Origin of the sequence: Mesorhizobium hunchu (genome assembly GCF_040081975.1) — a bacterium.
GTDB lineage: Bacteria > Pseudomonadota > Alphaproteobacteria > Rhizobiales > Rhizobiaceae > Mesorhizobium > Mesorhizobium hunchu.
The window spans coordinates 30,640-51,169 of sequence record NZ_JBEBMG010000013.1 but is presented as its reverse complement, the minus strand read 5'-3'; the positions used below and the strand labels follow the sequence as shown (position 1 = coordinate 51,169).

At 65.0% G+C, this 20,530-nt stretch carries 21 protein-coding genes; 6 read left to right on the top strand and 15 right to left on the bottom strand.

Annotation, left to right across the window (positions count from 1 at the left end; all coding sequences use genetic code 11):
- Nucleotides 1-44: 44 nt before the first annotated feature.
- From minC to ABMA46_RS18760, 3 genes are all read right to left on the bottom strand, one after another.
- Nucleotides 45-800, bottom strand: coding sequence for a septum site-determining protein MinC (minC, locus tag ABMA46_RS18770; protein ID WP_349001583.1), 756 nt, complete (start codon nt 798-800; stop codon nt 45-47).
- Between the two features lie 206 nt (nt 801-1,006).
- The gene (locus tag ABMA46_RS18765; protein WP_349001534.1) at nt 1,007-2,398 is read right to left on the bottom strand and encodes an RNB domain-containing ribonuclease; all 1,392 of its coding nucleotides are present in this window, start codon (nt 2,396-2,398) and stop codon (nt 1,007-1,009) included.
- A 98-nt stretch (nt 2,399-2,496) separates the two neighbouring features.
- A complete protein-coding gene (locus ABMA46_RS18760) occupies nt 2,497-2,664 on the bottom strand; it encodes a hypothetical protein (RefSeq protein WP_349001533.1) in 168 nt (55 codons plus the stop codon).
- Nucleotides 2,665-2,971: 307 nt separating this feature from the next.
- Between ABMA46_RS18760 and carB the strand changes: the two genes are divergently transcribed.
- The gene (gene carB, locus ABMA46_RS18755) at nt 2,972-6,466 is read left to right on the top strand and encodes a carbamoyl-phosphate synthase large subunit (protein WP_349001532.1); all 3,495 of its coding nucleotides are present in this window, start codon (nt 2,972-2,974) and stop codon (nt 6,464-6,466) included.
- A 109-nt stretch (nt 6,467-6,575) separates the two neighbouring features.
- Here the strand turns inward: carB and ABMA46_RS18750 are convergent, their stop codons facing one another.
- A complete protein-coding gene (locus ABMA46_RS18750; RefSeq protein ID WP_349001531.1) occupies nt 6,576-6,863 on the bottom strand; it encodes a GIY-YIG nuclease family protein in 288 nt (95 codons plus the stop codon).
- A gap of 360 nt (nt 6,864-7,223) precedes the next feature.
- Between ABMA46_RS18750 and ABMA46_RS18745 the strand changes: the two genes are divergently transcribed.
- Nucleotides 7,224-7,607, top strand: coding sequence for a hypothetical protein (locus ABMA46_RS18745; RefSeq protein WP_349001530.1), 384 nt, complete (start codon nt 7,224-7,226; stop codon nt 7,605-7,607).
- A gap of 297 nt (nt 7,608-7,904) precedes the next feature.
- Here the strand turns inward: ABMA46_RS18745 and ABMA46_RS18740 are convergent, their stop codons facing one another.
- The 3 genes from ABMA46_RS18740 to ABMA46_RS18730 form a co-directional block, all read right to left on the bottom strand.
- Nucleotides 7,905-8,507, bottom strand: coding sequence for a DUF4142 domain-containing protein (locus tag ABMA46_RS18740; protein WP_349001529.1), 603 nt, complete (start codon nt 8,505-8,507; stop codon nt 7,905-7,907).
- A gap of 167 nt (nt 8,508-8,674) precedes the next feature.
- Nucleotides 8,675-9,148 carry a GFA family protein gene (locus ABMA46_RS18735; RefSeq protein WP_349001528.1) on the bottom strand — a complete coding sequence of 158 codons (474 nt, stop codon included), beginning with the start codon at nt 9,146-9,148 and terminating at the stop codon, nt 8,675-8,677.
- Nucleotides 9,149-9,264: 116 nt separating this feature from the next.
- Nucleotides 9,265-9,726, bottom strand: a complete 462-nt coding sequence (locus ABMA46_RS18730; RefSeq protein WP_349001527.1) for a hypothetical protein — start codon at nt 9,724-9,726, stop codon at nt 9,265-9,267.
- 215 nt (nt 9,727-9,941) lie between these two features.
- Between ABMA46_RS18730 and ABMA46_RS18725 the strand changes: the two genes are divergently transcribed.
- Complete coding sequence (locus ABMA46_RS18725; RefSeq protein WP_349001526.1) at nt 9,942-10,277, top strand: hypothetical protein; 336 nt, start codon at nt 9,942-9,944, stop codon at nt 10,275-10,277.
- A gap of 62 nt (nt 10,278-10,339) precedes the next feature.
- On the opposite strand, the gene ABMA46_RS18720 is transcribed toward ABMA46_RS18725, so the two are convergent.
- Nucleotides 10,340-11,350, bottom strand: coding sequence for a transglycosylase SLT domain-containing protein (locus ABMA46_RS18720; protein WP_349001525.1), 1,011 nt, complete (start codon nt 11,348-11,350; stop codon nt 10,340-10,342).
- Between the two features lie 176 nt (nt 11,351-11,526).
- Between ABMA46_RS18720 and ABMA46_RS18715 the strand changes: the two genes are divergently transcribed.
- Complete coding sequence (locus tag ABMA46_RS18715) at nt 11,527-12,108, top strand: methylated-DNA--[protein]-cysteine S-methyltransferase (RefSeq protein WP_349001524.1); 582 nt, start codon at nt 11,527-11,529, stop codon at nt 12,106-12,108.
- A gap of 47 nt (nt 12,109-12,155) precedes the next feature.
- Here the strand turns inward: ABMA46_RS18715 and ABMA46_RS18710 are convergent, their stop codons facing one another.
- Complete coding sequence (locus ABMA46_RS18710) at nt 12,156-12,485, bottom strand: hypothetical protein (protein WP_349001523.1); 330 nt, start codon at nt 12,483-12,485, stop codon at nt 12,156-12,158.
- Between the two features lie 294 nt (nt 12,486-12,779).
- Here ABMA46_RS18710 and ABMA46_RS18705 point away from each other — a divergent pair, with 294 nt between their 5' ends.
- Nucleotides 12,780-12,992, top strand: a complete 213-nt coding sequence (locus ABMA46_RS18705) for a cold-shock protein (RefSeq protein ID WP_349001522.1) — start codon at nt 12,780-12,782, stop codon at nt 12,990-12,992.
- A 227-nt stretch (nt 12,993-13,219) separates the two neighbouring features.
- Here the strand turns inward: ABMA46_RS18705 and ABMA46_RS18700 are convergent, their stop codons facing one another.
- The 4 genes from ABMA46_RS18700 to ABMA46_RS18685 form a co-directional block, all read right to left on the bottom strand.
- Nucleotides 13,220-13,846, bottom strand: coding sequence for a glutathione S-transferase family protein (locus tag ABMA46_RS18700; protein WP_349001521.1), 627 nt, complete (start codon nt 13,844-13,846; stop codon nt 13,220-13,222).
- A gap of 30 nt (nt 13,847-13,876) precedes the next feature.
- Nucleotides 13,877-14,491: a glutathione S-transferase family protein gene (locus tag ABMA46_RS18695; protein ID WP_349001520.1), complete on the bottom strand. Its 615-nt coding sequence runs from the start codon at nt 14,489-14,491 to the stop codon at nt 13,877-13,879.
- A gap of 92 nt (nt 14,492-14,583) precedes the next feature.
- The gene (locus tag ABMA46_RS18690; RefSeq protein ID WP_349001519.1) at nt 14,584-15,444 is read right to left on the bottom strand and encodes an EAL domain-containing protein; all 861 of its coding nucleotides are present in this window, start codon (nt 15,442-15,444) and stop codon (nt 14,584-14,586) included.
- Nucleotides 15,441-16,343: an EAL domain-containing protein gene (locus ABMA46_RS18685; protein WP_349001518.1), complete on the bottom strand. Its 903-nt coding sequence runs from the start codon at nt 16,341-16,343 to the stop codon at nt 15,441-15,443. The genes ABMA46_RS18690 and ABMA46_RS18685 overlap by 4 nt, the downstream gene beginning before the upstream one ends.
- 196 nt (nt 16,344-16,539) lie before the next feature.
- Between ABMA46_RS18685 and ABMA46_RS18680 the strand changes: the two genes are divergently transcribed.
- Nucleotides 16,540-17,742, top strand: a complete 1,203-nt coding sequence (locus ABMA46_RS18680) for a pyridoxal phosphate-dependent aminotransferase (RefSeq protein ID WP_349001517.1) — start codon at nt 16,540-16,542, stop codon at nt 17,740-17,742.
- Nucleotides 17,743-18,053: 311 nt separating this feature from the next.
- On the opposite strand, the gene ABMA46_RS18675 is transcribed toward ABMA46_RS18680, so the two are convergent.
- Both ABMA46_RS18675 and ABMA46_RS18670 read right to left on the bottom strand, forming a co-directional pair.
- Nucleotides 18,054-18,449, bottom strand: coding sequence for a (R)-mandelonitrile lyase (locus ABMA46_RS18675; RefSeq protein WP_349001516.1), 396 nt, complete (start codon nt 18,447-18,449; stop codon nt 18,054-18,056).
- A gap of 101 nt (nt 18,450-18,550) precedes the next feature.
- Nucleotides 18,551-20,146: an ABC transporter substrate-binding protein gene (locus tag ABMA46_RS18670; RefSeq protein ID WP_349001515.1), complete on the bottom strand. Its 1,596-nt coding sequence runs from the start codon at nt 20,144-20,146 to the stop codon at nt 18,551-18,553.
- Nucleotides 20,147-20,530: the final 384 nt, after the last annotated feature.

Sequence of the window (20,530 nt, the reverse complement as noted above, 5' to 3'; positions counted from 1 at the left end):
CCTCTCCTTTATGGACCTCTGTTCGGCCGAACCTGCCCGCGGGCCTAGCCGAGTATTCCCGTCTTCAGCGCATGGCCCTCCAGCCATGCCTGCACCGCCCGTCCCCGCAGGTCGGGCTCCATGTCCTCCGCCGTCTGGTAGAAGCCGTTGATCGCGATCAGTTCCGCTTCGAGCTTGCGGCAGAAGATGCGCGCGCCGTCATTGCCCGCCGTGCCGGCCAGAGCGCGTCCCCGCAGCGTGCCGTAGACATGGATCGACCCGCCGGCGACGATCTCCGCGCCCGACGCCACCGATCCGACGATGGTGACATCGCTTTCGGGAAAGAACAGCGACTGGCCCGAGCGCACCGGTTCGGTAATGACGACCGACTGCAGCGCAGCGCCGACGACCGGGCCGTCCTGCACCGTCTGGCCGGGCGCCTTGCCGACGGCCTCAGGCGCAGCGCCTTCCGCATCCTCGCCGGCCTGCGGCTCCTCGAAATCGGAAGCGGGCCGTCCGTCGCTCATCGGCGGCGGCATGTCAGGGCCGAGCATGGAAGGCCGCGCGCCCTCTATGCCCATGACGCGAACGTTGCGCTGGCCGAGTTTCTCCACGAGATCGTGGAGTTCCGCCTTGTCGACATCGAGGTCGCCGACATCGAGCACCACGGGCCTGCGCAGGAAGAAGCCCGCGGAGCGGGCGGCGAGATCGTCGAGGCCCGCCAGCCAGTCTTCCAGTGGAAGTTCAGGCGTCAGCGCGAGCGCAAGGAAGGACCGCCCCTTGAGGCGGATGGGCCGGGGTTTTGTTAACACGGTGGTGATCTTGGTAAATTTTCGGTTTCCAAGAAGTAGGGGTGATTTGGTTAACGAAAGGTTAACGCGAGCCGTTCGGACAAACGTCGTCGCGCTTCCGGCAGGGACCGGGCGACACGCAGAACTGTGGGGAAAACCGGCCTGTCCTGCCTACCGGACCGGCAAGCTGGGAGTGTTTGCACCGATAAAATTTTTTCTCCGAAACGCCGGTCGGCTCAAGGCGCCGGAACGGGGTCGAAAACGACCCTGCGCTGATTCGGATCGGCCGAAACCAGCTTGACGCTGAGCCTGTCTCCCTGCCGGAAACCGTTGGCCTTGATATTGGCCACCACAGGCATCCCGGCAAGCTGCACGCGCACCCCGTTGTCGACGAAATCGGTGACGATCGCCCGGAACGTCTCGCCCTCGCGTCCCGTCAGCATCACCGCTTCGGCAAGGTCGATCACCGCATGGTCGATCTGCGAGGCGCGGCCGTCGGCGCGGCCCATCACTTTCGACAGCCTGGCGAAAGCATCGGTGACGGCCTGCGGCACCGGTTGGCCGTTGGCGATCGCCAGCGTGCAACGCACGACATAGCGGTCGGCGAGCCGCCTGAGCGGCGCGGTGGCGTGGGCATAGGTCGCGGCCATCGCCTCGTGCCAAGGGGTCTCGCCCTCGCGATAAGGCTGGTAGGAGGCGCCGTTGCCGGCGTGGCGGATGTCCAGCATCAGCGCGGCCTGCTGCGGATCGGCCGGATCGAGCGTGCGCTGATAGTCCCGCAGGCTCACCGTCTCCGGCCAGTCCAACCCGAGCGCGCGCGCCGCGTTGCGCAGCCCCTTCACCCGTGCTTCGTCCGGCTCCGACATCACCCGGAACAGGCCCGTATGATGCGCGAGCATGGCGTCGGCGATGGCCATGTTGGCGGCCAGCGAAAGCGCGGCGTTGTCCGCCTCGGATTTCAACCTCGGCCTGAAGGCGAGCCGGTAGCGGCCGTTGGCGAGCCGTTCCACCTGCTGCTCCGGCGGATCGACGCGCGAAGCGCCGCGCCGCTTTTCGTTTTCCGCCATGCGCCGCGCCAGTTCGTCGAAGCCGTCAGGCAGGTCCTTCGGCTGCACGCTGTCATAGGCGAGCTTTGCTCGGCTGCGGATCAACGCTCGCTCGGCGCCGTCCAGCTTGACCGCTCCGTCCCCGCCGACCCGCACGGTGAAGATGATCGCAGGCCTTGGCCCTTCCGGCAGCAGGCTCGCCGCTCCCTCGGAGAGAACCGGCGGGTAAAGCCCGGCCCGGCCGTCCGGCAGGTAGAATGTCTCGCCGCGATTCCAGGCCTCGCCATCGATCGGATCGCCGTCTGCGACGAACCAGGCCACGTCGGCGATGGCGTAATGCAGCAGGATGTCGTCGCCGCTCGTCTCGATCGAGAACGCCTGGTCGAGATCGGTCGAACTGGCTGGGTCGAGCGTGACGAACGGCATGGCCGTACGGTCGACATGGCTGTCGGGAACGCGCTTCGCCGCCGCTTCCGCGGCCGCCAGGACCTCGGGCGGGAAAGCCTCGGGAACATGGAACTCGGTGCGGATGGATTGAAGACCGGCGCCAAGCACCTGTGACGGATCGACAAGGGATTTCATGCGGCTGTGTTACACGGCGCGCTTTCGATGGGAAAGCTTTTGGATACGCGATGCCCGCAACGACGCGCCGTCATCCCTTCAAACACGCGGGATATTCGTCATCGGCTCATGCGGACGAACACGACACGGGCGACGACCACGGCCGCGGCGATCATCGGCAGCAGGCGGATCACGCCTTGCCCTCCCGACATGGACCGCGTTTCGATCAGCACGCCGACCGGCGCGAGAAGCATGTTGACGAATCCGAATGACAGCAGGAAGGCCACCCAGACAGTGATCCATTTCCTTCGGGCCGTCGGCGCGATCGCGGCGCGCAACGTTTCGGCACGGCAGCCGCCCCGCGGCCAGCTTCTTCATCCGCGATTTCGTCGATGACCGGCCCGATCCGCCGGAATCGTCGCGCATCCCGTGGAGACCCGTCAGCGCGGTTGTTCGAGTCCATTTCCGGGGTTCCCCTGCCCTTGATCCTCCCCTATAAGGCCGGCCTAGCCTGACACCAGAATCGTTGTGCAGCCGGCCGGGTTCCCAACCCGCCCCGGCCTTTTCGCGCAAGCAGCCAGCCGGACGGACCGAATGCCCAAAAGAACCGATATCCAGTCGATCCTGATCATCGGGGCCGGCCCCATCGTCATCGGCCAGGCCTGCGAGTTCGACTATTCCGGCACCCAGGCCTGCAAGGCGCTCCGACAGGAAGGCTTCCGCGTCATCCTGGTCAATTCCAACCCGGCCACCATCATGACCGACCCGGAACTGGCCGATGCCACCTATATCGAGCCGATCACGCCGGAAGTCGTCGCCAAGATCATCGCCAGGGAGCGCCCTGACGCGCTTCTGCCCACCATGGGCGGCCAGACGGCGCTCAACACCGCGCTGTCGCTGCGCCGCATGGGCGTGCTGGAGCGCTACGGCGTCGAGATGATCGGCGCCGATGCGCAGGCCATCGACAAGGCCGAGGACCGCGCCCTGTTCCGCGAGGCGATGAAGAAGATCGGCCTGGAGACGCCGAAGTCGATGCTCGCCAACGCGACCTCGGTGAAGGACGAGGACCGCAAGAAGCACGAAGCCGAACGCGCCGCGCTGAAGGAGGCGAACGCCTCCGACACCGAACTCGACGCGCTTGAAACCCGCTGGAACCTCGGCGAAGGCGACCGCAAGCAGCGCTATATGGGGCACGCCATGGGCGTCGCGGCGCAGGCGCTCGACCATGTCGGCCTGCCGGCGATCATCCGCCCCTCCTTCACGCTCGGCGGCACCGGCGGCGGCATCGCCTTCAACCGCGAGGAATTCTTCGCCATCGTGCAGTCGGGCCTCGACGCCTCGCCGACGACCGAGGTGCTGATCGAGGAAAGCGTGCTCGGCTGGAAGGAATACGAAATGGAGGTCGTCCGCGACAAGGCGGACAACTGCATCATCGTCTGCTCCATCGAGAACATCGACCCGATGGGCGTGCACACCGGCGATTCTATCACCGTGGCGCCGGCGCTGACCTTGACCGACAAGGAATACCAGATGATGCGCAACGCCTCGATCGCGGTGCTGCGCGAGATCGGTGTGGAAACCGGCGGCTCCAACGTGCAGTTCGCCGTCAACCCGGCGGACGGCCGGCTGGTGGTGATCGAGATGAACCCGCGCGTGTCGCGCTCCTCCGCTCTGGCCTCCAAGGCGACCGGCTTCCCCATCGCCAAGATCGCGGCCAAGCTCGCCGTCGGCTACACGCTGGACGAGCTGGAGAACGACATCACCGGCGGCGCCACGCCGGCCTCCTTCGAGCCGTCGATCGACTACGTTGTGACCAAGATCCCGCGCTTCGCCTTCGAGAAATTCCCCGGCGCCGAGCCGGTGCTGACCACGGCGATGAAGTCGGTCGGCGAGGTGATGGCCATAGGCCGCACCTTCCAGGAGAGCCTGCAGAAGGCGCTGCGCGGTCTGGAAACCGGCCTCACCGGCCTCGACGAGATCGAGATCCCCGGCCTTTCCGGCAATGACGGCCCGGACGACAAGAATGCCATCCGCGCAGCACTCGGCACGCCGACGCCGGACCGGCTCAGGATGGTGGCGCAGGCGATCCGCATGGGCACTTCGCTGGAAGACGTGCATTCGATGTGCAAGATCGACCCTTGGTTCCTGGAGCAGATCGCCGGCATCCTCGCCATGGAGGCGCGCATCCGCGAGCACGGCCTGCCCGAGGACGCGCAGAACCTGCGCATGCTCAAGGCCATGGGCTTCTCCGACGCCCGCCTTGCCTCGCTGACGGACAGGACCGCCAAGGAAGTCGCGCATCTGCGCAACGCGCTGGACGTGCGGCCGGTCTACAAGCGCATCGACACCTGCGCCGCCGAGTTCGCCTCTCCCACCGCCTACATGTATTCCACCTACGAGACGCCCTTCGCCGGGCAGACCGCCAACGAGGCTGGCGTCTCGGATCGGAAGAAGGTGGTGATCCTCGGCGGCGGCCCCAACCGAATCGGCCAGGGCATCGAATTCGATTATTGCTGCTGCCATGCCTGCTTCGCGCTCGCCGAGGCCGGCTACGAATCGATCATGATCAACTGCAACCCGGAGACGGTCTCGACCGACTACGACACCTCCGACCGGCTCTATTTCGAGCCGCTGACGGCCGAGGACGTCATCGAGATCCTCAAGATGGAGCAGACGCGCGGCGAACTGGTCGGCGTCATCGTCCAGTTCGGCGGCCAGACGCCGCTGAAGCTCGCCGAGGCGCTGGAGAAGAACGGCATCCCGATCCTCGGCACCTCGCCCGACGCCATCGACCTGGCGGAAGACCGCGACCGCTTCCAGAAACTGTTGCAGAAGCTCGACCTCACCCAGCCGAAGAACGGCATCGCCTATTCGGTCGAGCAGGCGCGCACCGTCGCCTCCGAGCTCGGCTTCCCGCTGGTGGTGCGCCCCTCCTACGTGCTGGGCGGCCGCGCCATGCAGATCATCCACGACGAAGGCATGCTTCAAGCCTACCTGCTCGACACCGTGCCCGGCCTGGTGCCGGAAGACATCAAGCAGAAGTACCCCAACGACAAGACCGGCCAGATCAACACGCTGCTGGGCAAGAACCCGCTTCTGTTCGACACCTATCTCTCCGGCGCCATCGAGGTCGACGTCGACTGCCTGTGCGATGCGGCGGGAGGCGGCAGGCAAGTGTTCGTCTCCGGCATCATGGAGCACATCGAGGAGGCCGGCATCCATTCGGGCGACTCGGCCTGCTCGCTCCCCGTTCATTCGCTGTCGAAGGAGACGGTCGACGAACTGGAACGCCAGACCGCTGCGCTCGCCAGGGCGCTGAAGGTCGGCGGCCTGATGAACGTGCAATACGCCATCAAGGACGGCACCATCTACGTCCTCGAAGTCAATCCGCGCGCCAGCCGCACCGTGCCGTTCGTGGCCAAGACCGTCGGCAAGCCGATAGCGAAAATCGCCGCCCGCATCATGGCCGGCGAGGCGCTGGACGGCGCCTTCGCCCACTACGGCGAAAAACCCGACCCGCGCACGCCAGGCCACATCGCGGTGAAGGAAGCCGTGTTCCCCTTCGCCCGCTTCCCCGGCGTCGACATATTGCTCGGCCCGGAGATGAAATCGACCGGCGAAGTGATGGGGCTGGACCGCGATTTCCCCCTCGCCTTCGCCAAAAGCCAGCTCGGCGCCGGCGTCGACCTGCCGCGCTCGGGCACGCTGTTCGTCTCGGTGCGCGACGAGGACAAGAAGGGCATCCTGCCCGCCGTGAAGCGGCTCACCAGCCTCGGCTTCAAGGTGCTGGCCACCTCCGGCACCGCGCGCTTCCTCAAGGAAAACGGCGTCGAGGCGGAGAAGATCAACAAGGTTCTGGAAGGCCGCCCCCACATCGAGGACGCCATCCGCAACCGCCAGGTGCAGCTCGTCTTCAACACCACGGACGGCCAGAAGGCCCTGTCCGACTCCAAATCGCTCCGCCGCGCCACCCTGATGCAGAAGGTGCCGTACTATACAACACTGGCGGGTGCGGCGGCGGTGGCGGAAGCCATTGCGGCCCTGAAGGCGGGGAGCTTGGAAGTGCGGCCGCTGCAGGAGTATTTTTAGCTCCGGTCATATGAGGCACCTCGTCATCCTCGGGTCGAGCCCGAGGATGACGAAGAAGAAAGGCCTGCGTTCCACTTGCTTGAGGATGACGAGGCGGCAGGAAGCTGTCCTACCATCCCATTCCAACGAATAACTCGTTCCAGTCGGGATTGGCCTTTTCGATCAGGTCGATCTTCCATTGACGGAGCCAGCGTTTCAACGATTTTTCGCGTTGGATGGCGTCGCGCATGTCGAAATGCTCCTCGTACCAGACGAGACGCTGCACGCCGTAACGAGCGGTAAAGCCGGAGCCCTCTCCAGATTTGTGCTCGTGGATGCGGCGCGCCAGATCGTTGGTCACGCCGATATAGATGGTGCCGCGTTTCTGGCTGGCGGTCATGTAGACATAGCCGGTCATGAGGAAAGGTTAGACGAGAGTTCGCCGAGAGACCAATCGCTTTCCGCGTTGAGGCAGGTCGAGCGATGCCACCTCAATCATCGTCATCGTCATCCTAGGGCGATGCCCTATCAGCCTCGTCATCCTCGGGCCTGACCCGAGGATCCATGCCGGAACGGTTTTGCGAAATGAGGCGGTGCAGAACGCATGTTCTTCTGCACCGCGCTGGCCCTCACCAAGGGTCAGGCATGGATCCCCGGGTCGCGCCCCTCGCTGCGCTCGGGCTTGCCCGAGGATGACGAAGGTTGGGGCCTTCGCCAAAAAATCTCTCCACACCTCTCCTGCCTCTTCCATACTTGGTCCGCCGAACAGGAGGCCGGAATGGAGGACTGGGGAACAGACTGGAGTTGCGATGTGCTGGAGCGCATCGTGGCGCTGCTGTTTTCCCTCGCCGATCTGGCCGACATCGCCGCCGGCCTTCCCGCTTCTCGCCGCCGGTATCTGCTCGGTGTTCTGAGTGTCGCTGAGGCAGCGGCGCATGATTTTCTCATCGGCCCCGGCACGCCGGTCTCGGCCGGCGGGCAGGACACGGCCGAAGACGCCTTGCGAATGGCTGCGCGTCTGCGGGCGCTGGCGATGCTGCTCATCGTCATGCTGGCGCAGCGGTTCGAGCTGCTAGGCGCGGTCACTCTATGCGTCGATCGGGAGAGGACTGCTCGGGTGAAGAACCTTCTGGCAAGGTTGGCCGCGCCAGACACGTCCTGAGGCCGAAGGCGATAAGGCAAGTTCTCCGGCGATCAAACCCGGCGTCATCCCGGTCGCTGCCGCGCGTCTGCAAAACGTAAGGCGAGAGCCGGGACCCATTCCGTGACCTTGCCAATGTTGCGGAATGGATCCCGGATATTCCTTTCTCGCTGTGCTCGAAAGCGAATTCCGGGATGACGATGGTGTTTTACGTCCGGGCCTTTTCGTCCTTCGGGCGCGAAGCGAGCCTTATTTAATCAATGGCCAGGGCGGGATTTCCGCAGCGTGGCGACGATGAAGCGTGGGCGCAGGAACCCCTCAGCCCTGATGCTTCGCCGAGAGTTCCTTCACCTTCTTCTCGTGCATCTTGAGCGTCGGCAGCGTCGCCTTGGCGAATTCCTTCAGGGCCGGGTCGTCGCCCGAATTGGCGTAGGCCGAAAACAGCGCCACCGCCTGCCTGTGCGCCTCGGTCTGCATGGAGATGTACTTGGCCTCGAACGCGTCGCCATCGGCCGCCTTCAGTTCGTCCATCATGGCCTGCTGCTTGGCGTCCATGGGCTTGCCGGACGGCTCGGTGGCAGAAGTGGTCTGGACCTTCTCCAGCGCCGCCTTAAAGTCCTCGCCGGCCTTGGTGTGGTCGTCGACCATCATCTGCGCAAAAGCCTTCACGTCGTCGGACGACGCCTTGGTGAGCGCGAGCTTGGAGGACTCGATCTCGAAGGCATTGGCGCCGGGCACCGTCTTGATGAAGGTGGCGGTGTCGACCTTGGTCTCGGTCGCGGCCGCATCGCTGGCCGGCGCCTGCTGCATCGGCGCCGCCTGGCCGGAATCCTGCGTGTTCATGCCGTTCGAGGTCTGCGCAAGGGCAAGCGACGTGGTGGCGAGCAACGCGGCGGTGGTGAGCGTGAGCATGGTTTTCATGGAAGTGACTCCCGGGTTCGTGTGATCCCTCAGCCCGCCAACGCGGCCAGGCCCCGCCGGTTGCGAAATGTGAAGGGAACCGCGACCATCCCCCGCGCATTGCCGACGCGAAGCGGCTGCCGCTCGGATCTGTGGCGCGCGGACTGGTCGTCGCGCTGGACCGTGGGTCAGCCGGTCCAGGCCTGGTATTCCTTCACCAGCCCCTCATACGCCTCCATCGGCGGGAATTCGCGGAAGGAATGCACGGCGCCCGTCTCGGCGAACGGCAGGCGCGTCGAGGTATAGGTCTCCATGAAGGGGCGGAACCAGTCCGTGTCGTCGAACAGGGTCGGCCGCACATTGACGAACCAGTCCATGCCCTCGGCCCTGGTGAACATCCACGTCATGCAGTGCGGGCAGAAATAATGGTGGCTGTCCGGTCCGTGCAGGCCGCCGAGCACCGGCTCGCCCTTCGTCACCGCGAACCCGTCCGATGGAATGATGGCGGTAAGCGAATAGGCCGACGACGACATCTTCTGGCAGCCGCGACAATGGCAGGCGCTGGTGGCGAGCGGCGGCTTCGTCACCGCGACCTCGACCTGGCCGCAGCGGCACGAGCCTTTGAGCGGCAGCTTGATGGCGGGAGGCGGATTGGACGGCATGGGAGGGCTCCTGACTTCTGACAGGCGAGCCTAGACCATGCGCGCCACGAACGGCACCCGGTTTCGCAGCATTCGGGGCCGAAGCATGTCCGGCGTCCCGCACATCCCGCCGCCGCTCAGTGCTCGGCTTGCGGCGCCTCGCCCTTCTCCTGCGCCAGCTTGACCGCGCGATGCTCGGCCTGCCGCACTTCGGCACGCAGGTAATCGCACGAGATCGCAGTGGTCGCGGCGGCGCGGCGGGCGGCTGCGAGCCAGGAGAGGTTGACGAGGTTGCCGTCGGCCCGCGCCTCCTCCTCGCTGGCGGCCATCAGCGCCGGCATCCGCGCCACGCCGCATTTGGGCGCGACCAGAACCGAAAGCGCGAAGGAATGGGTAAAGGAGGATTCGGCCGCCACTTCCGGCGGGATCGCGGCGACCACCGTGGCATCCGGCTCGGGCTCGTGCTCGGCCCGGGCGGCATAGACGGTCCAGCCGGCAAAGCCCCCGCCGGCCAATGCCAATGGCGTCAGCGCAAGCAGGGCTAAACGGAGGCGGGAACGTCTGGCGGGCGGGCGGGCGGCGGCGGAGGCAGTTTGCATGGTCGTCTTTTTCTTGTTCACGCAGCCTTCAATCACCGCGCCTGTTAAGCGCCGGTAATTTCGATCGTTCGCATTTGCATCATCCGCCAATCATTCGGCAGGCAGGCAAGGCATGGTAAATTTTCGCGCGCGCCGCCTTCAACCGGAGCGGGAACAACGGCGCATACGGGACCATTATCCACCTGCAAGACGATGCAGCAAAAGAAGAGGCGGCCATGAGCGACGACGAGATAGATTTGCGGTGCCCGGAAGTCGTGGCGAACAACGCCGCACATGGTCTGGAGTTGCGCCGCAGGTTCGGGCGCGGCAGCACCGAGATCGGCGTGGCGCGGGCGCGCGACCTGAAGAACCGCGTCCACCTCTCGCCCGGCACCATCAAGCGCATGGTCTCGTTCTTCGCCCGCCACGAGGTCGACAAGCGGGCGAAAAACTTCGGCAACGAGGAGAACCCTTCGGCAGGCTACGTCGCCTGGCTGCTGTGGGGCGGCGACGAAGGCCGGGCCTGGGCGATCGCGATGAAGGAAAAGACAGGCAACGCCCCCGATATCTGACCGGCCCTATATCTGACCGGTAAGCGGACACGTTGCCACGGTGCCCGGATCGCCTCCCGCCGTCAGCCCGGCGCGCCGACCGGCAGCACCGGCGGGCGCACCAGCCGCTCGGGGTCGAGCCGCACGTCTTCCTGCGCCGCGCGACGGCGCTTGCGGTCGATGCCGAGGCCCGTCAGTTCCAACATGCCCTTGCGCTTGGCTTCGTAGTAGTAGCCGGTCTGGTAGAGCCAGTCGGCCCGCTTCTGGTCGCGCCCGGCCACGAGCCACGCCCCGCGCAGGTATTTCACCGCGTACTTCAGATTGGTCTCGGCATCGAACAGGCCGCTCGCCGGACCGTCATAGCCCATGCCGCGCGCGGTCTGGTGCTTGATCTGCATCAGCCCCCAGTGACCGTGATTGTAGGCCTTCGGGTTGAAGGTGCTCTCGCGGTTCACCACATGGCGCACCAGTTCCACCGGCACCTGGTAGAGCCGCGCGTATTTCTCCACCAGCTTCTCGACCTCGCCCCTGTCCTTCGGGGCTTCGGTATGGGCGAAGGCATTGCGCGACGGCAAAGGCGCCGGTGCGAGGTAGAGCGGCACCGGGCCGCTGTAGGAGACCGGCTCGATCGACGCGACGACCGTCGCATCATGCGCCGGCATCGTCGGCGCGGCCGGGAACATTTTGCTCAGATCCTTCGCCGTCTCCATCGGGATCGCTGCCCCGGACGCCTTATCGGATGCGGCCGTAGCCACCGCCGGTCGGCTTTCAACAGAGGGCTGGCCCTGCGCCGCCACGGCGGCGACCGCGGAACTGGAAGCACCGGGCGTCGGCCCGGCGAACGCGGCCGCCGGTGCGGCTCCTTGCGTTTCGGCGACCTGCGTCGAGGCTGCGACGGGCGCCCTGCCCGACGGTTCCGGCACAACCGCCACCGTCTCGGGCAGGTCAAGCTGGAAGCCGGCATCGGCGCCGGCCGCCGCGGACGTCTTGGTGAAGTTCTGCGGATGCGTCGTCCCGCTCGTCGACGTGCAGCCGCAAAGCGCCGCCGCCGAAACGGCGATACCGGTCAGGGAAAAAAGAAATTTCGCCGGCAAGCCGCTACGAGGTCCGATGATTAAGGTTGAGATTTCCTTACACGAGCCGTCCCGCATCGGCAATCGGCGGATCGGTAACGCTTTTCGGGTGGCTGACATACTTGGGAAATGCCATATTGTTCCTGATTTGTGCCGGTCCAACGTCACGGGCACAGGGAAGGAAAAGGAGCACGGAAATGACCGCGACCTTTGATGAAACGGGACCCGAGGCGATCGGCCATACGGTGTTCGAAACCGCCCTGGGCTTCATGGGCCTTGCCTGGAGCGCCAAAGGGCTGACGCGGCTTTGCCTGCCGCAGAAGAGCCGGGAGAGTGTCGAAAGGCGGCTTCTGCGGCTTAACGGCACGATTCCTGATAGAGAAAGGCCGCAATGGGTAGATGGGCTGGTCGATGCCATCAGGGCCTATGCGGCCGGAGAAACGGTCGCGTTCGACACGGTCCCGGTGGATTTGAGCGGCGTCGATGATTTCCGCCTCGCCATCTATGACGCGGCGCGCAAGCTGGGTTTCGGCGAGGTCACCACCTATGGCGAACTGGCCAAACGCGCCGGCCATGCGGGCCTGGCGCGCGAGACGGGAGCCGCACTCGGCGCCAATCCGGTGCCGCTGGTGATCCCTTGCCACCGCATCATGGCGGCCGGCGGCAAGATCGGCGGCTTTTCCGCGCCCGGCGGCTCGGCGACGAAGGAAAAGATGCTCGGCCTGGAAGGCGTGCAGGTCGGACCGCCGCCCTCCACGCAAAGCTCCTTCGGGTTCTGATCGCTTTTGCGAAGACAGGCAGCCTCGACTGGCCGCCCGCCCCCGTCCTAGTTCATCGGAAAGACAAAGCGGCGGTGCCTGCTGTCCAGATCCAGCCGCTTGCAATTGTAAACGGGACAGGAATTGAGATCGGCACTGGGCACATAGGCGCGCGTCCTCACCTCGCCGGGATTGCAGAACCGCCCGGACGCGACATACCGGTCGTAGAGCGTGAGGCTGCGATTGTGCTGCGACCGGTAGCGCAGGATCACGGCGCCGTTCGCGGCCACCGTCGACTTCACCCGCTCGCAACTCATGCGCGTCGGGTCGTAGCGGGAGATGGCTTGCGCCTCTCCGGCGATCAGGCACAGGCTTACGGCGATGAGAATGGCCTTCATGATGCGATATCCCCCATGATCGATCCTCCGCGAGGGCGTTTCAGGAACGGGCTTGCCAGCAACGCCTGCGGCAACGTGCGGTTCCACCGCCTTGCATGATATGCTTCGCGACGCCGGCGCCCAAGGCCTTGTTTTCGCCGCACGCTGCAACTATATTGGGTGCTGTTGATATTTCGGGCCGATCGACCCGCACCACGCTTCCACGCGTTTGCAGACGTCTATCTCCAAAATCTCGATACCATCGACCGGAGTGATTTCGGTCATTAGAACGCAAGCAAACGAAGGAAGACAATCATGGCAACTGGAACCGTCAAGTGGTTCAACGCCACCAAGGGTTACGGCTTCATCGCCCCCGACAATGGCGGCGCGGACGTTTTCGTCCACATCTCCGCCGTCGAGCGCGCTGGCATGACCAGCCTGGTCGAGGGCCAGAAGATCAACTTCGAGATCGAGCAGGACCGCCGCACCGGCAAGTCGTCCGCTGGGTCTCTGAGCAAGGCAGCCTGATTTGGCGATGGCGCGCAGCGATCTTTAGATCGCGGCGCACGACAAGTCACGGATGTACTGGCGGTCGCGCGATGAGCGCGCCGGAGCGGAAAGGATCCGACAAGCCGAAGCGGCAGATTGCCCGCCGGCCCGGCCCCAACGCTCCCGGTCAGGCTACCGAGCATGGAAGGCGGGCTTTGCCCGCCTTTTTTGTTGCCTCGATCAGGCCTGCGAACCGCAGCCGACAGCTATGAAGGTGCAATGAAGGGCTGCGACACGGCCTGGAACAACGGCAGCGCCTCGCAGCGGGCCGCATGTGCCTTGAGCGCCGGATAGGCGTCCATCGACACGAAGTCGGGATGGGCCTCACCGAGGTGTCGCAGCATGACGGCGACGGCCACGTCGGCATGGCCGATCCGGTCGCCGAACCAGAAATCGCCCGCCCGCCCCGCACGGTCTCCTTCCAGAACGGAGAGCACGTCCCCAATCTGCGTGCGGCAACGCTGCACCCACAGATCGGATGTCTGCTTGTGGAAGTTGAGTTCGTAGAACAGCGCCACTGCCTTGTCCGAGAGGCCGGTCGCCAGCGCGCAGACCTTCAGCACCCGATGGCGCTCCGGCTCGGCGCGTGGCGCCATCGCCCGCGCTGCCGGCACCAGGCTGTCGATGTAATCGAGGATGAGATGGCTCTCGATGAGGACGTCGCCGTCGTCGAGCACCAGCGTCGGCACGCGCGCCAGCGGGTTGTACGGCCTGATCCTGTCGGCCTCGCCGAAGGTCGACCAGGGCCGATGCTCGAACGGCAGGCCGTAGAGTGTCAGCGCGATGCCGACTCGTCGCACGAACGGGGAATCATACTGGCCGATCAGGATCATGGGGCTTCTCGCTGAATCTCTTTGACGGCGTCAGTTCGGCAGCCAGTCCATCGGCACATGGCCGGGGTCCGCCTCCACGCGCTTCAGCCAGTCGGCCACGGCCGGATAGGCGTCGATCTGGAAGCCACCCTCTTCCGCCGTATGCGTATAGGCGTAGAGCGCGATGTCGGCGACGCTATAGGCGGAACCGGCGAAGAAGGGCGTTTCCGCCAGCCGTCGGTTCATGACGCCGAGCGCCTTGTTGCCGCGCTCCAGCGTCGAGGCCAGCCGTTCCGGCGTCGCATCGGCCGCGCGTTCGGGGAAGGTCAGGAGCGCGCGGCGCACGGCGACGTAAGGCTCATGGCTGTATTGTTCGAAGAACAGCCACTGATGGCAGAGCGCCCGCTCGAAACGATCCTGCGGCAGATAGCGCGTCCCTTCGGCCAGATAGAGCAGGATGGCGTTGGATTCGGCCAGCCGCCTTCCATCGTCGAGTTCGAGCAACGGCACCATCGCATTGGGATTCTTGGCGAGATAGTCGGCCTTGCGCGTGTCGCCGGAATGCGAGCTGACCTCGATATTGCGGAAGGGAATGCCGAGCTTGGCCATCAGCAGCCTCGGCTTGTAGCAATTGCCGCTGTCGGCCATGCCGTAGAGAATGGTCATGCGCTCACTCCGTTGTGGCGCGAGCATTACCCGCCCGGACGCTCCGATCCAGTCAGATCTTTTGTACGGATCGTATCGATTTCAATGATCGTTCAGCCGAACAGGGGAATGATTTTGGCCGGCGGCCTGATCAGCCCGTCGATGGACAGCGGCGTTTCCGGAAGCAGCGTGCCGGTCAGTACCGGCCGCGCCAGAAGATAGCCCTGCAGCAGGTCCGCTCCGGCGTCGAGCGCGACCCGCAGTTGCTCCGGCCGCTCTATGCCCTCGACCAGAACCTTCGCGCCCTGGTCGTGAAGCAGGCAAAGCAGCGGCCTGAACAGTTTCTCGGCCGCGGCGTGGCGGCACAGTTCCGCGAACCAGCCGCCGTCGATCTTGACGATGTCCGGCTCCAGCAGATGCACGCGCAGATCGGTCGAATGGCCTGCACCGAAATCGTCGACGGCGATGCGCAGGCCGTTGCGACGCATCTCGCGCACGATCGCCAGCAACGTCTCGTCGTCCGCCGACGCCTGCTCGGTGATTTCGCAGACCAGTTTCGACGGATCGAGGCCATAATCGGACAGATGCCGGACGAGATCGCGTATCTCGACCAGGGCGCGCCCGAGATGGTCGTTGATCAGCGGATTGAAGTTGAAGAACAGATCGACCCCTTCGAGGCCGACAAAAGGATAGTTGCGGATATGCAGCGCACGCGAGAGGCCCTCGACGAACAACCGGTCCCGGGCCGGTATGTGGTCGTGGAAGTCCTGTGCGGATGCGGACTCACCGAGGATCTGCGGCTGGACGAGCGCTTCCACCGCGACCGGGACCAGTCGGTCGTCCCGCACCTCGTAGATCGGCTGGCAGGCGCTGCGCAGCCGGAAATCGCCATAGACGCCGTATTCGAGACCGATCTCGTCGGCGAAGATCGCCTGGCGGACGTCCCTGCGACGCTCCTGTTGGTGACTGCTCATGCCGCACCCCTGCGCCCGAAGACCCGGACAGGACGAGAACCGGAGGGAGCGACCGGCGTCGGCGCGGCAGAGGACACGGCCGCAGGATCGGCCATCGGCGCTGCGGCTGCCTGATCGAACATCCGGAAGCTGGTCGGCGCCAGTTCGGGACGTGCCAGCACGAAGCCCTGCACCATCGAAGCGCCTGCCTTTTCGGCGAGTTCGAGCTGCCAGCTCTCTTCGATGCCCTCGAAGACGGTGCGGATGCCTTGCTCCTCGAAGCTGCGCACCATGGTCGTCAGCAGCGCGAATCCCGCCGTGGAATCCATCAGTTGCGTGATCCAGTGCGCGTCGAACTTGACGATGTCGGGCCGGAAATCCTTGATGCGGTTGATGTCGGAATCGTCGGCGCCGTAGTCGTCCACCGCGATCCGGAAACCGCTGGCGCGCAAGGCCTCGATGAACTGGTAGAGGGTTTCCTCCGACGCGGAGCGCTGCTCGGTCACCTCGCACACCACGCGGCGCGGATCGATACCGGCTTCGTGCAGCACAAGGCGCATCTCGCGCAGCGCCGTCTCCGCGATCGTGCGGTCGACGAAGACGGAAGGATCGAAATTGACGAAGATGGAGGCATGGGCGGGCAGGCAGGCACCGGCATTGAGCAGGTGCAGCGTGCGTGTCAGCGTCTCGATATGAAGACGATCAGCGGCCGGGCAGGTGGAGAAGAAACTGCCGGGCGATTGCGGCCCCCCGTCGCGGAACGGCCGCACCAACCCTTCGAACGCCGTGACCGACAGCTTGCCGTCATGAAAAGCGAAGATCGGTTGGAAGGCGCTCCTGATCTCATATATGCCCCACACCCCGCTCGAGGTGCCGTCGTCATGGCGGATGATGTGGGCAAGCCCGATGCTGCGCGACAAGGAAGCCTCGCTCGCGATGATCTCAAAACGACACGAGTCTAGACGTCCAACGTTTTACCGCACGTTAATGAATCGGCTCGCCTGCGACCTTTTCCGGCATGGTTGGCTCAGTCGACAATGCTTGCGCTCGGCCGCGCGATGCGACAATAGAGGCGCCGCGGCAAGCAATGCCGCTCATCCAAGGAGACGACAAGTCATGGCCTTCCTCGCCGACGCCCTTTCGCGCGTAAAGCCCTCCGCGACCATCGCGGTGACGCAGAAGGCGCGCGAGCTGAAAAACGCGGGCCGCGACGTGATCGGCCTCGGCGCGGGCGAGCCCGATTTCGACACGCCCGACAACGTCAAGAACGCGGCGATCGAGGCGATCCGGCGCGGCGAGACCAAGTATCCGCCGGTCTCCGGCATCGCACCGCTACGCGAGGCGATCGCGAAAAAGTTCAAGCGCGAGAACAATCTCGACTACACGCCCGCCCAAACCATCGTCGGCACCGGCGGCAAGCAGATCCTGTTCAACGCCTTCATGGCGACCCTCAATCCCGGCGACGAGGTCATCATCCCCCGCCCGTACTGGGTCAGCTATCCGGAGATGGTGGCGATCTGCGGCGGCACCTCGGTCTTCGCCGACACCTCTATCGATAACGGCTTCAAGCTCACCGCCGAGACGCTGGAAAAGGCGATCACGCCGAAGACCAAGTGGCTGTTGATGAACTCGCCGTCCAACCCGTCGGGCGCCGCCTACACCGAGGCCGAACTCAAGGCGCTGGCCGACGTGCTTCTGAAGCACCCGAACGTCTGGGTGCTGACGGACGACATGTACGAGCACCTGACCTATGGCGACTTCGTCTTCCGCACCATCGCCGAGGTCGAGCCGAAGCTGTACGAACGCACGCTGACCATGAACGGCGTCTCCAAGGCCTATGCCATGACCGGCTGGCGCATCGGCTACGCCGCCGGCCCGCTGCCGCTCATCAAGGCGATGGACATGATCCAGGGCCAGCAGACGTCCGGCGCCTGCACCATCGCTCAATGGGCGTCGGTCGAGGCGCTGAACGGGCCGCAGGATTTCGTGAAGAAGAACAAGGCGATCTTCCAGGCCCGTCGCGATCTCGTGGTCTCCATGCTCAACCAGGCGCGCGGCATCACCTGCCCGTCGCCGGAGGGTGCGTTCTACGTCTATCCGTCCTGCGCGGCGCTGATCGGCAAGAAGACGGGGGACGGCAAGGTGATCGACAATGACGAGACCTTCGCCTCAGAGCTTCTGGAGGCCGAAGGCGTGGCGGTGGTGTTCGGGTCGGCCTTCGGCCTTGGTCCCAACTTCCGCATTTCCTACGCCACGTCGGAGGCGCTGCTGGAGGAAGCCTGCACGCGCATCCAGCGCTTCACGGCAAGCCTGAGCTAATGCATGTCGCCCGAAAGTGGGACCCGGTTTCGGGATAACGACATGCATAAAAACAAAGGCTTAAAGCGCGGCCGGCGAATCTGAAAGATCGCGACGCGCTTTAGGCTCTATTTTACCTGTCAGCCGGGCGCAGGTACCCCCACCCCTAATCCCTCCCCTCAAGGGGGAGGGGGACTTTGCGGTTGCGCCACCCTAAGCCAGAGCAAGCGATTTCGTGCGCGCGGCGATGTCTGCGTCCCCTCCCCCTTGCGGGGAGGGGTTAGGGGTGGGGGTGCTGCACGATTATCCTTCCACACAAAGAAGGCTAACCGTCACCCGCCATACTGCTCGTCGCCGACCTTCTCCAGCCACTCGACCGCCTTGCCGTCGAGCGCTTCCTGCATGGCGATGTGGGTCATGGCCGTATCCGGCCCGGCGCCGTGCCAGTGCTTTTCGCCGGGCGGTATCCATACCGTGTCGCCGGCGCGGATCGTCTGCACAGGCTCGCCCCAGACCTGTGCCAGGCCCGAGCCGAACGTCACATGCAGCGTCTGGCCGAGCGGATGCGTGTGCCATGCCGTGCGCGCGCCCGGCTCGAAGGCGACGACGACGGCGCGCAGCCGCGCCGGCTCCTCGGCCTCGATGATCGGCGTCTGCACCACCCTGCCGGTGAAATAGGCATCCGGCGGGTATCGGCTGGGAACGCTGCCGACGGGAATGACTTTCATCGCGGGCCTCCAACTGGGAACGACAAGAGCAATGGCAAAGGATACGCCTCTTCGCCGTGGCGACGAAGTGTTTCCCGTCCGGGCGATGGATGCAAGTCGGCCTAAGCCTTGACCCAGCATTTGGTCAGCGCATGGCTGCCCATCAGCTCGCCGTTCGGATCGTCGATCCAGCCGCCGACCTTCGGTCCCGTCGCGTCGAGATAGTTGTTGAACATCGGCACGATGACGCCGCCCTGGTCGTGCAGGATCACCCCGGCCTGGCGATAGAGCGCCTTGCGCTTTGCCGCATCGAGCTCGCCGCGCGCGGCCAGGACCGCCTTGTCGAAATCGTCGTTGAAGAAACGCGTGTCGTTCCACTCGGCGCTCTTGAGATAAGCGAGCGAATAGACCTGGTCCTGCGTCGGGCGGCCGGTCCAGTAGGACGCGCAGAAGGGCTGCTTGTTCCACACGCTCGTCCAGTAGCCGTCGCCGGGCTCGCGCCTGATATCGAGCGTGATGCCGCACTTCGCCGCGCTCTGCTGGAAAAGCTGCGCGGCGTCGACAGCGCCGGGGAAGGCGACTTCCGAGGTGCGCAGCAGCACGGACCCATCGTGCCCCGATTTCTTGAAGTGGAACTTCGCCTTGTCCGGATCGAAGCTGTGCTTCTCGATGTCGTCGGAAAAGAACGGATAGGCCGCCGTCACCGGCATGTCGTTGCCGATCGAGCCGTAGCCGCTGAGGATCTTCTGCAGCATCTCCTCGCGGTCGATCGCGTATTTCAGCGCCAGCCGCAGGTCGTTGTTGTCGAACGGCGCGGTGTCGCAGTGCATGATGAAGACGTAATGGCCCTTGCCGGGGACATTGTGCACCGTGACATTGGGCACGCGCTTGATGAGATCGACGATCTTGGGCTCGACGCCGTTGATCATGTCGACCTGCCCGCCGCGCAGAGCGGCCGTGCGCGCCGTCCCGTCGTTGATGACGATGATCTCGATGTGGTCGGCATGGCCGCGCTCGCTGCGCCAGTAGCCGTCGTACTTCTCGCCGACATGGCGCACGCCCGGCTGGTTCTCCGCCACCTTGTACGGCCCGGTGCCGATGCCGGCGGTGGGATCGTCCTTGCCGCCGTTCGGCTGGATCATCAGGTGATAGTCGCCGATCACGTAGGGAAGGTCGGCGTTGGCCTCCTTCAGCGTGACGACAACGGTATCGCCGTCCGCCTTGACGCTCTCGAACGAGGAGACGAAGGGCAGCGCCGCGGATTTCGAATTGGCGTCGCCGTGGCGTTCGATCGTCGCCACCACGTCCTGCGGGGTCATGTCCTTGCCGTTGTGGAAGGTGACGCCCTTGCGGATCTTGAAGGTCCACGTCCTGGCGTCCGGCGTGGAGCTGTATTCCTCCGCCAGCTTCGGTTCGATCTCGCCTGCGGGCGTGACGTCGAGGAGCTGTTCGCCCCAGCAGCGGCCATAGGTATAGGGAACCTGGTTGGTCCAGCTTCCGGGATCGAGGCTGTCGGTCGCGCCGCCGCCGACCATGCCGGCCTTGAGCGTGCCGCCCTTCACCGGCGTCTCGGCCCGCGCGCCGCCTGAAAGCAGCGTATTGGCCGCGACGGCCGAAACGCCGAGCGCCGCCGCCCGGCCGAGGAAATCACGGCGCGACAGCCGCCCGCTCGTCACCATCCGTCCCAGATGTTCCAGTTCGTTCGTTTCGGTGGACATGGTTGATGATCTCCTCTGTAGCGTTTTACCGCCTGGTTTGCGCCATCCGGCGATACCTGGGCTAGGCTAGAGCATTTTGCAGCCGGACGGAATCGTCTCGCATCCGCACAAATGCGGCCAGGAAAGACAGACTGGAGCAGCGGAACTGCGTTCGTCGGAACGCCCGCCATTCTACGGCAGTCCTCTGCTGTCATGTGTCATGCGACGTTTCCGGCGCAAACGGGATGCCGCCCAGATGCCCATCGCCTTGCCGCTATTTTCCTTGCCCTTGCCCCAAACCCGTGTGACGATGATTTCGGCCAAGCGCCACGAACCCGCCTGGCCGCGACGGCCGCAGGCCGGCCGCCGCTCAACGAGCGTACGGTCGGCGAAACCGCTATCCGT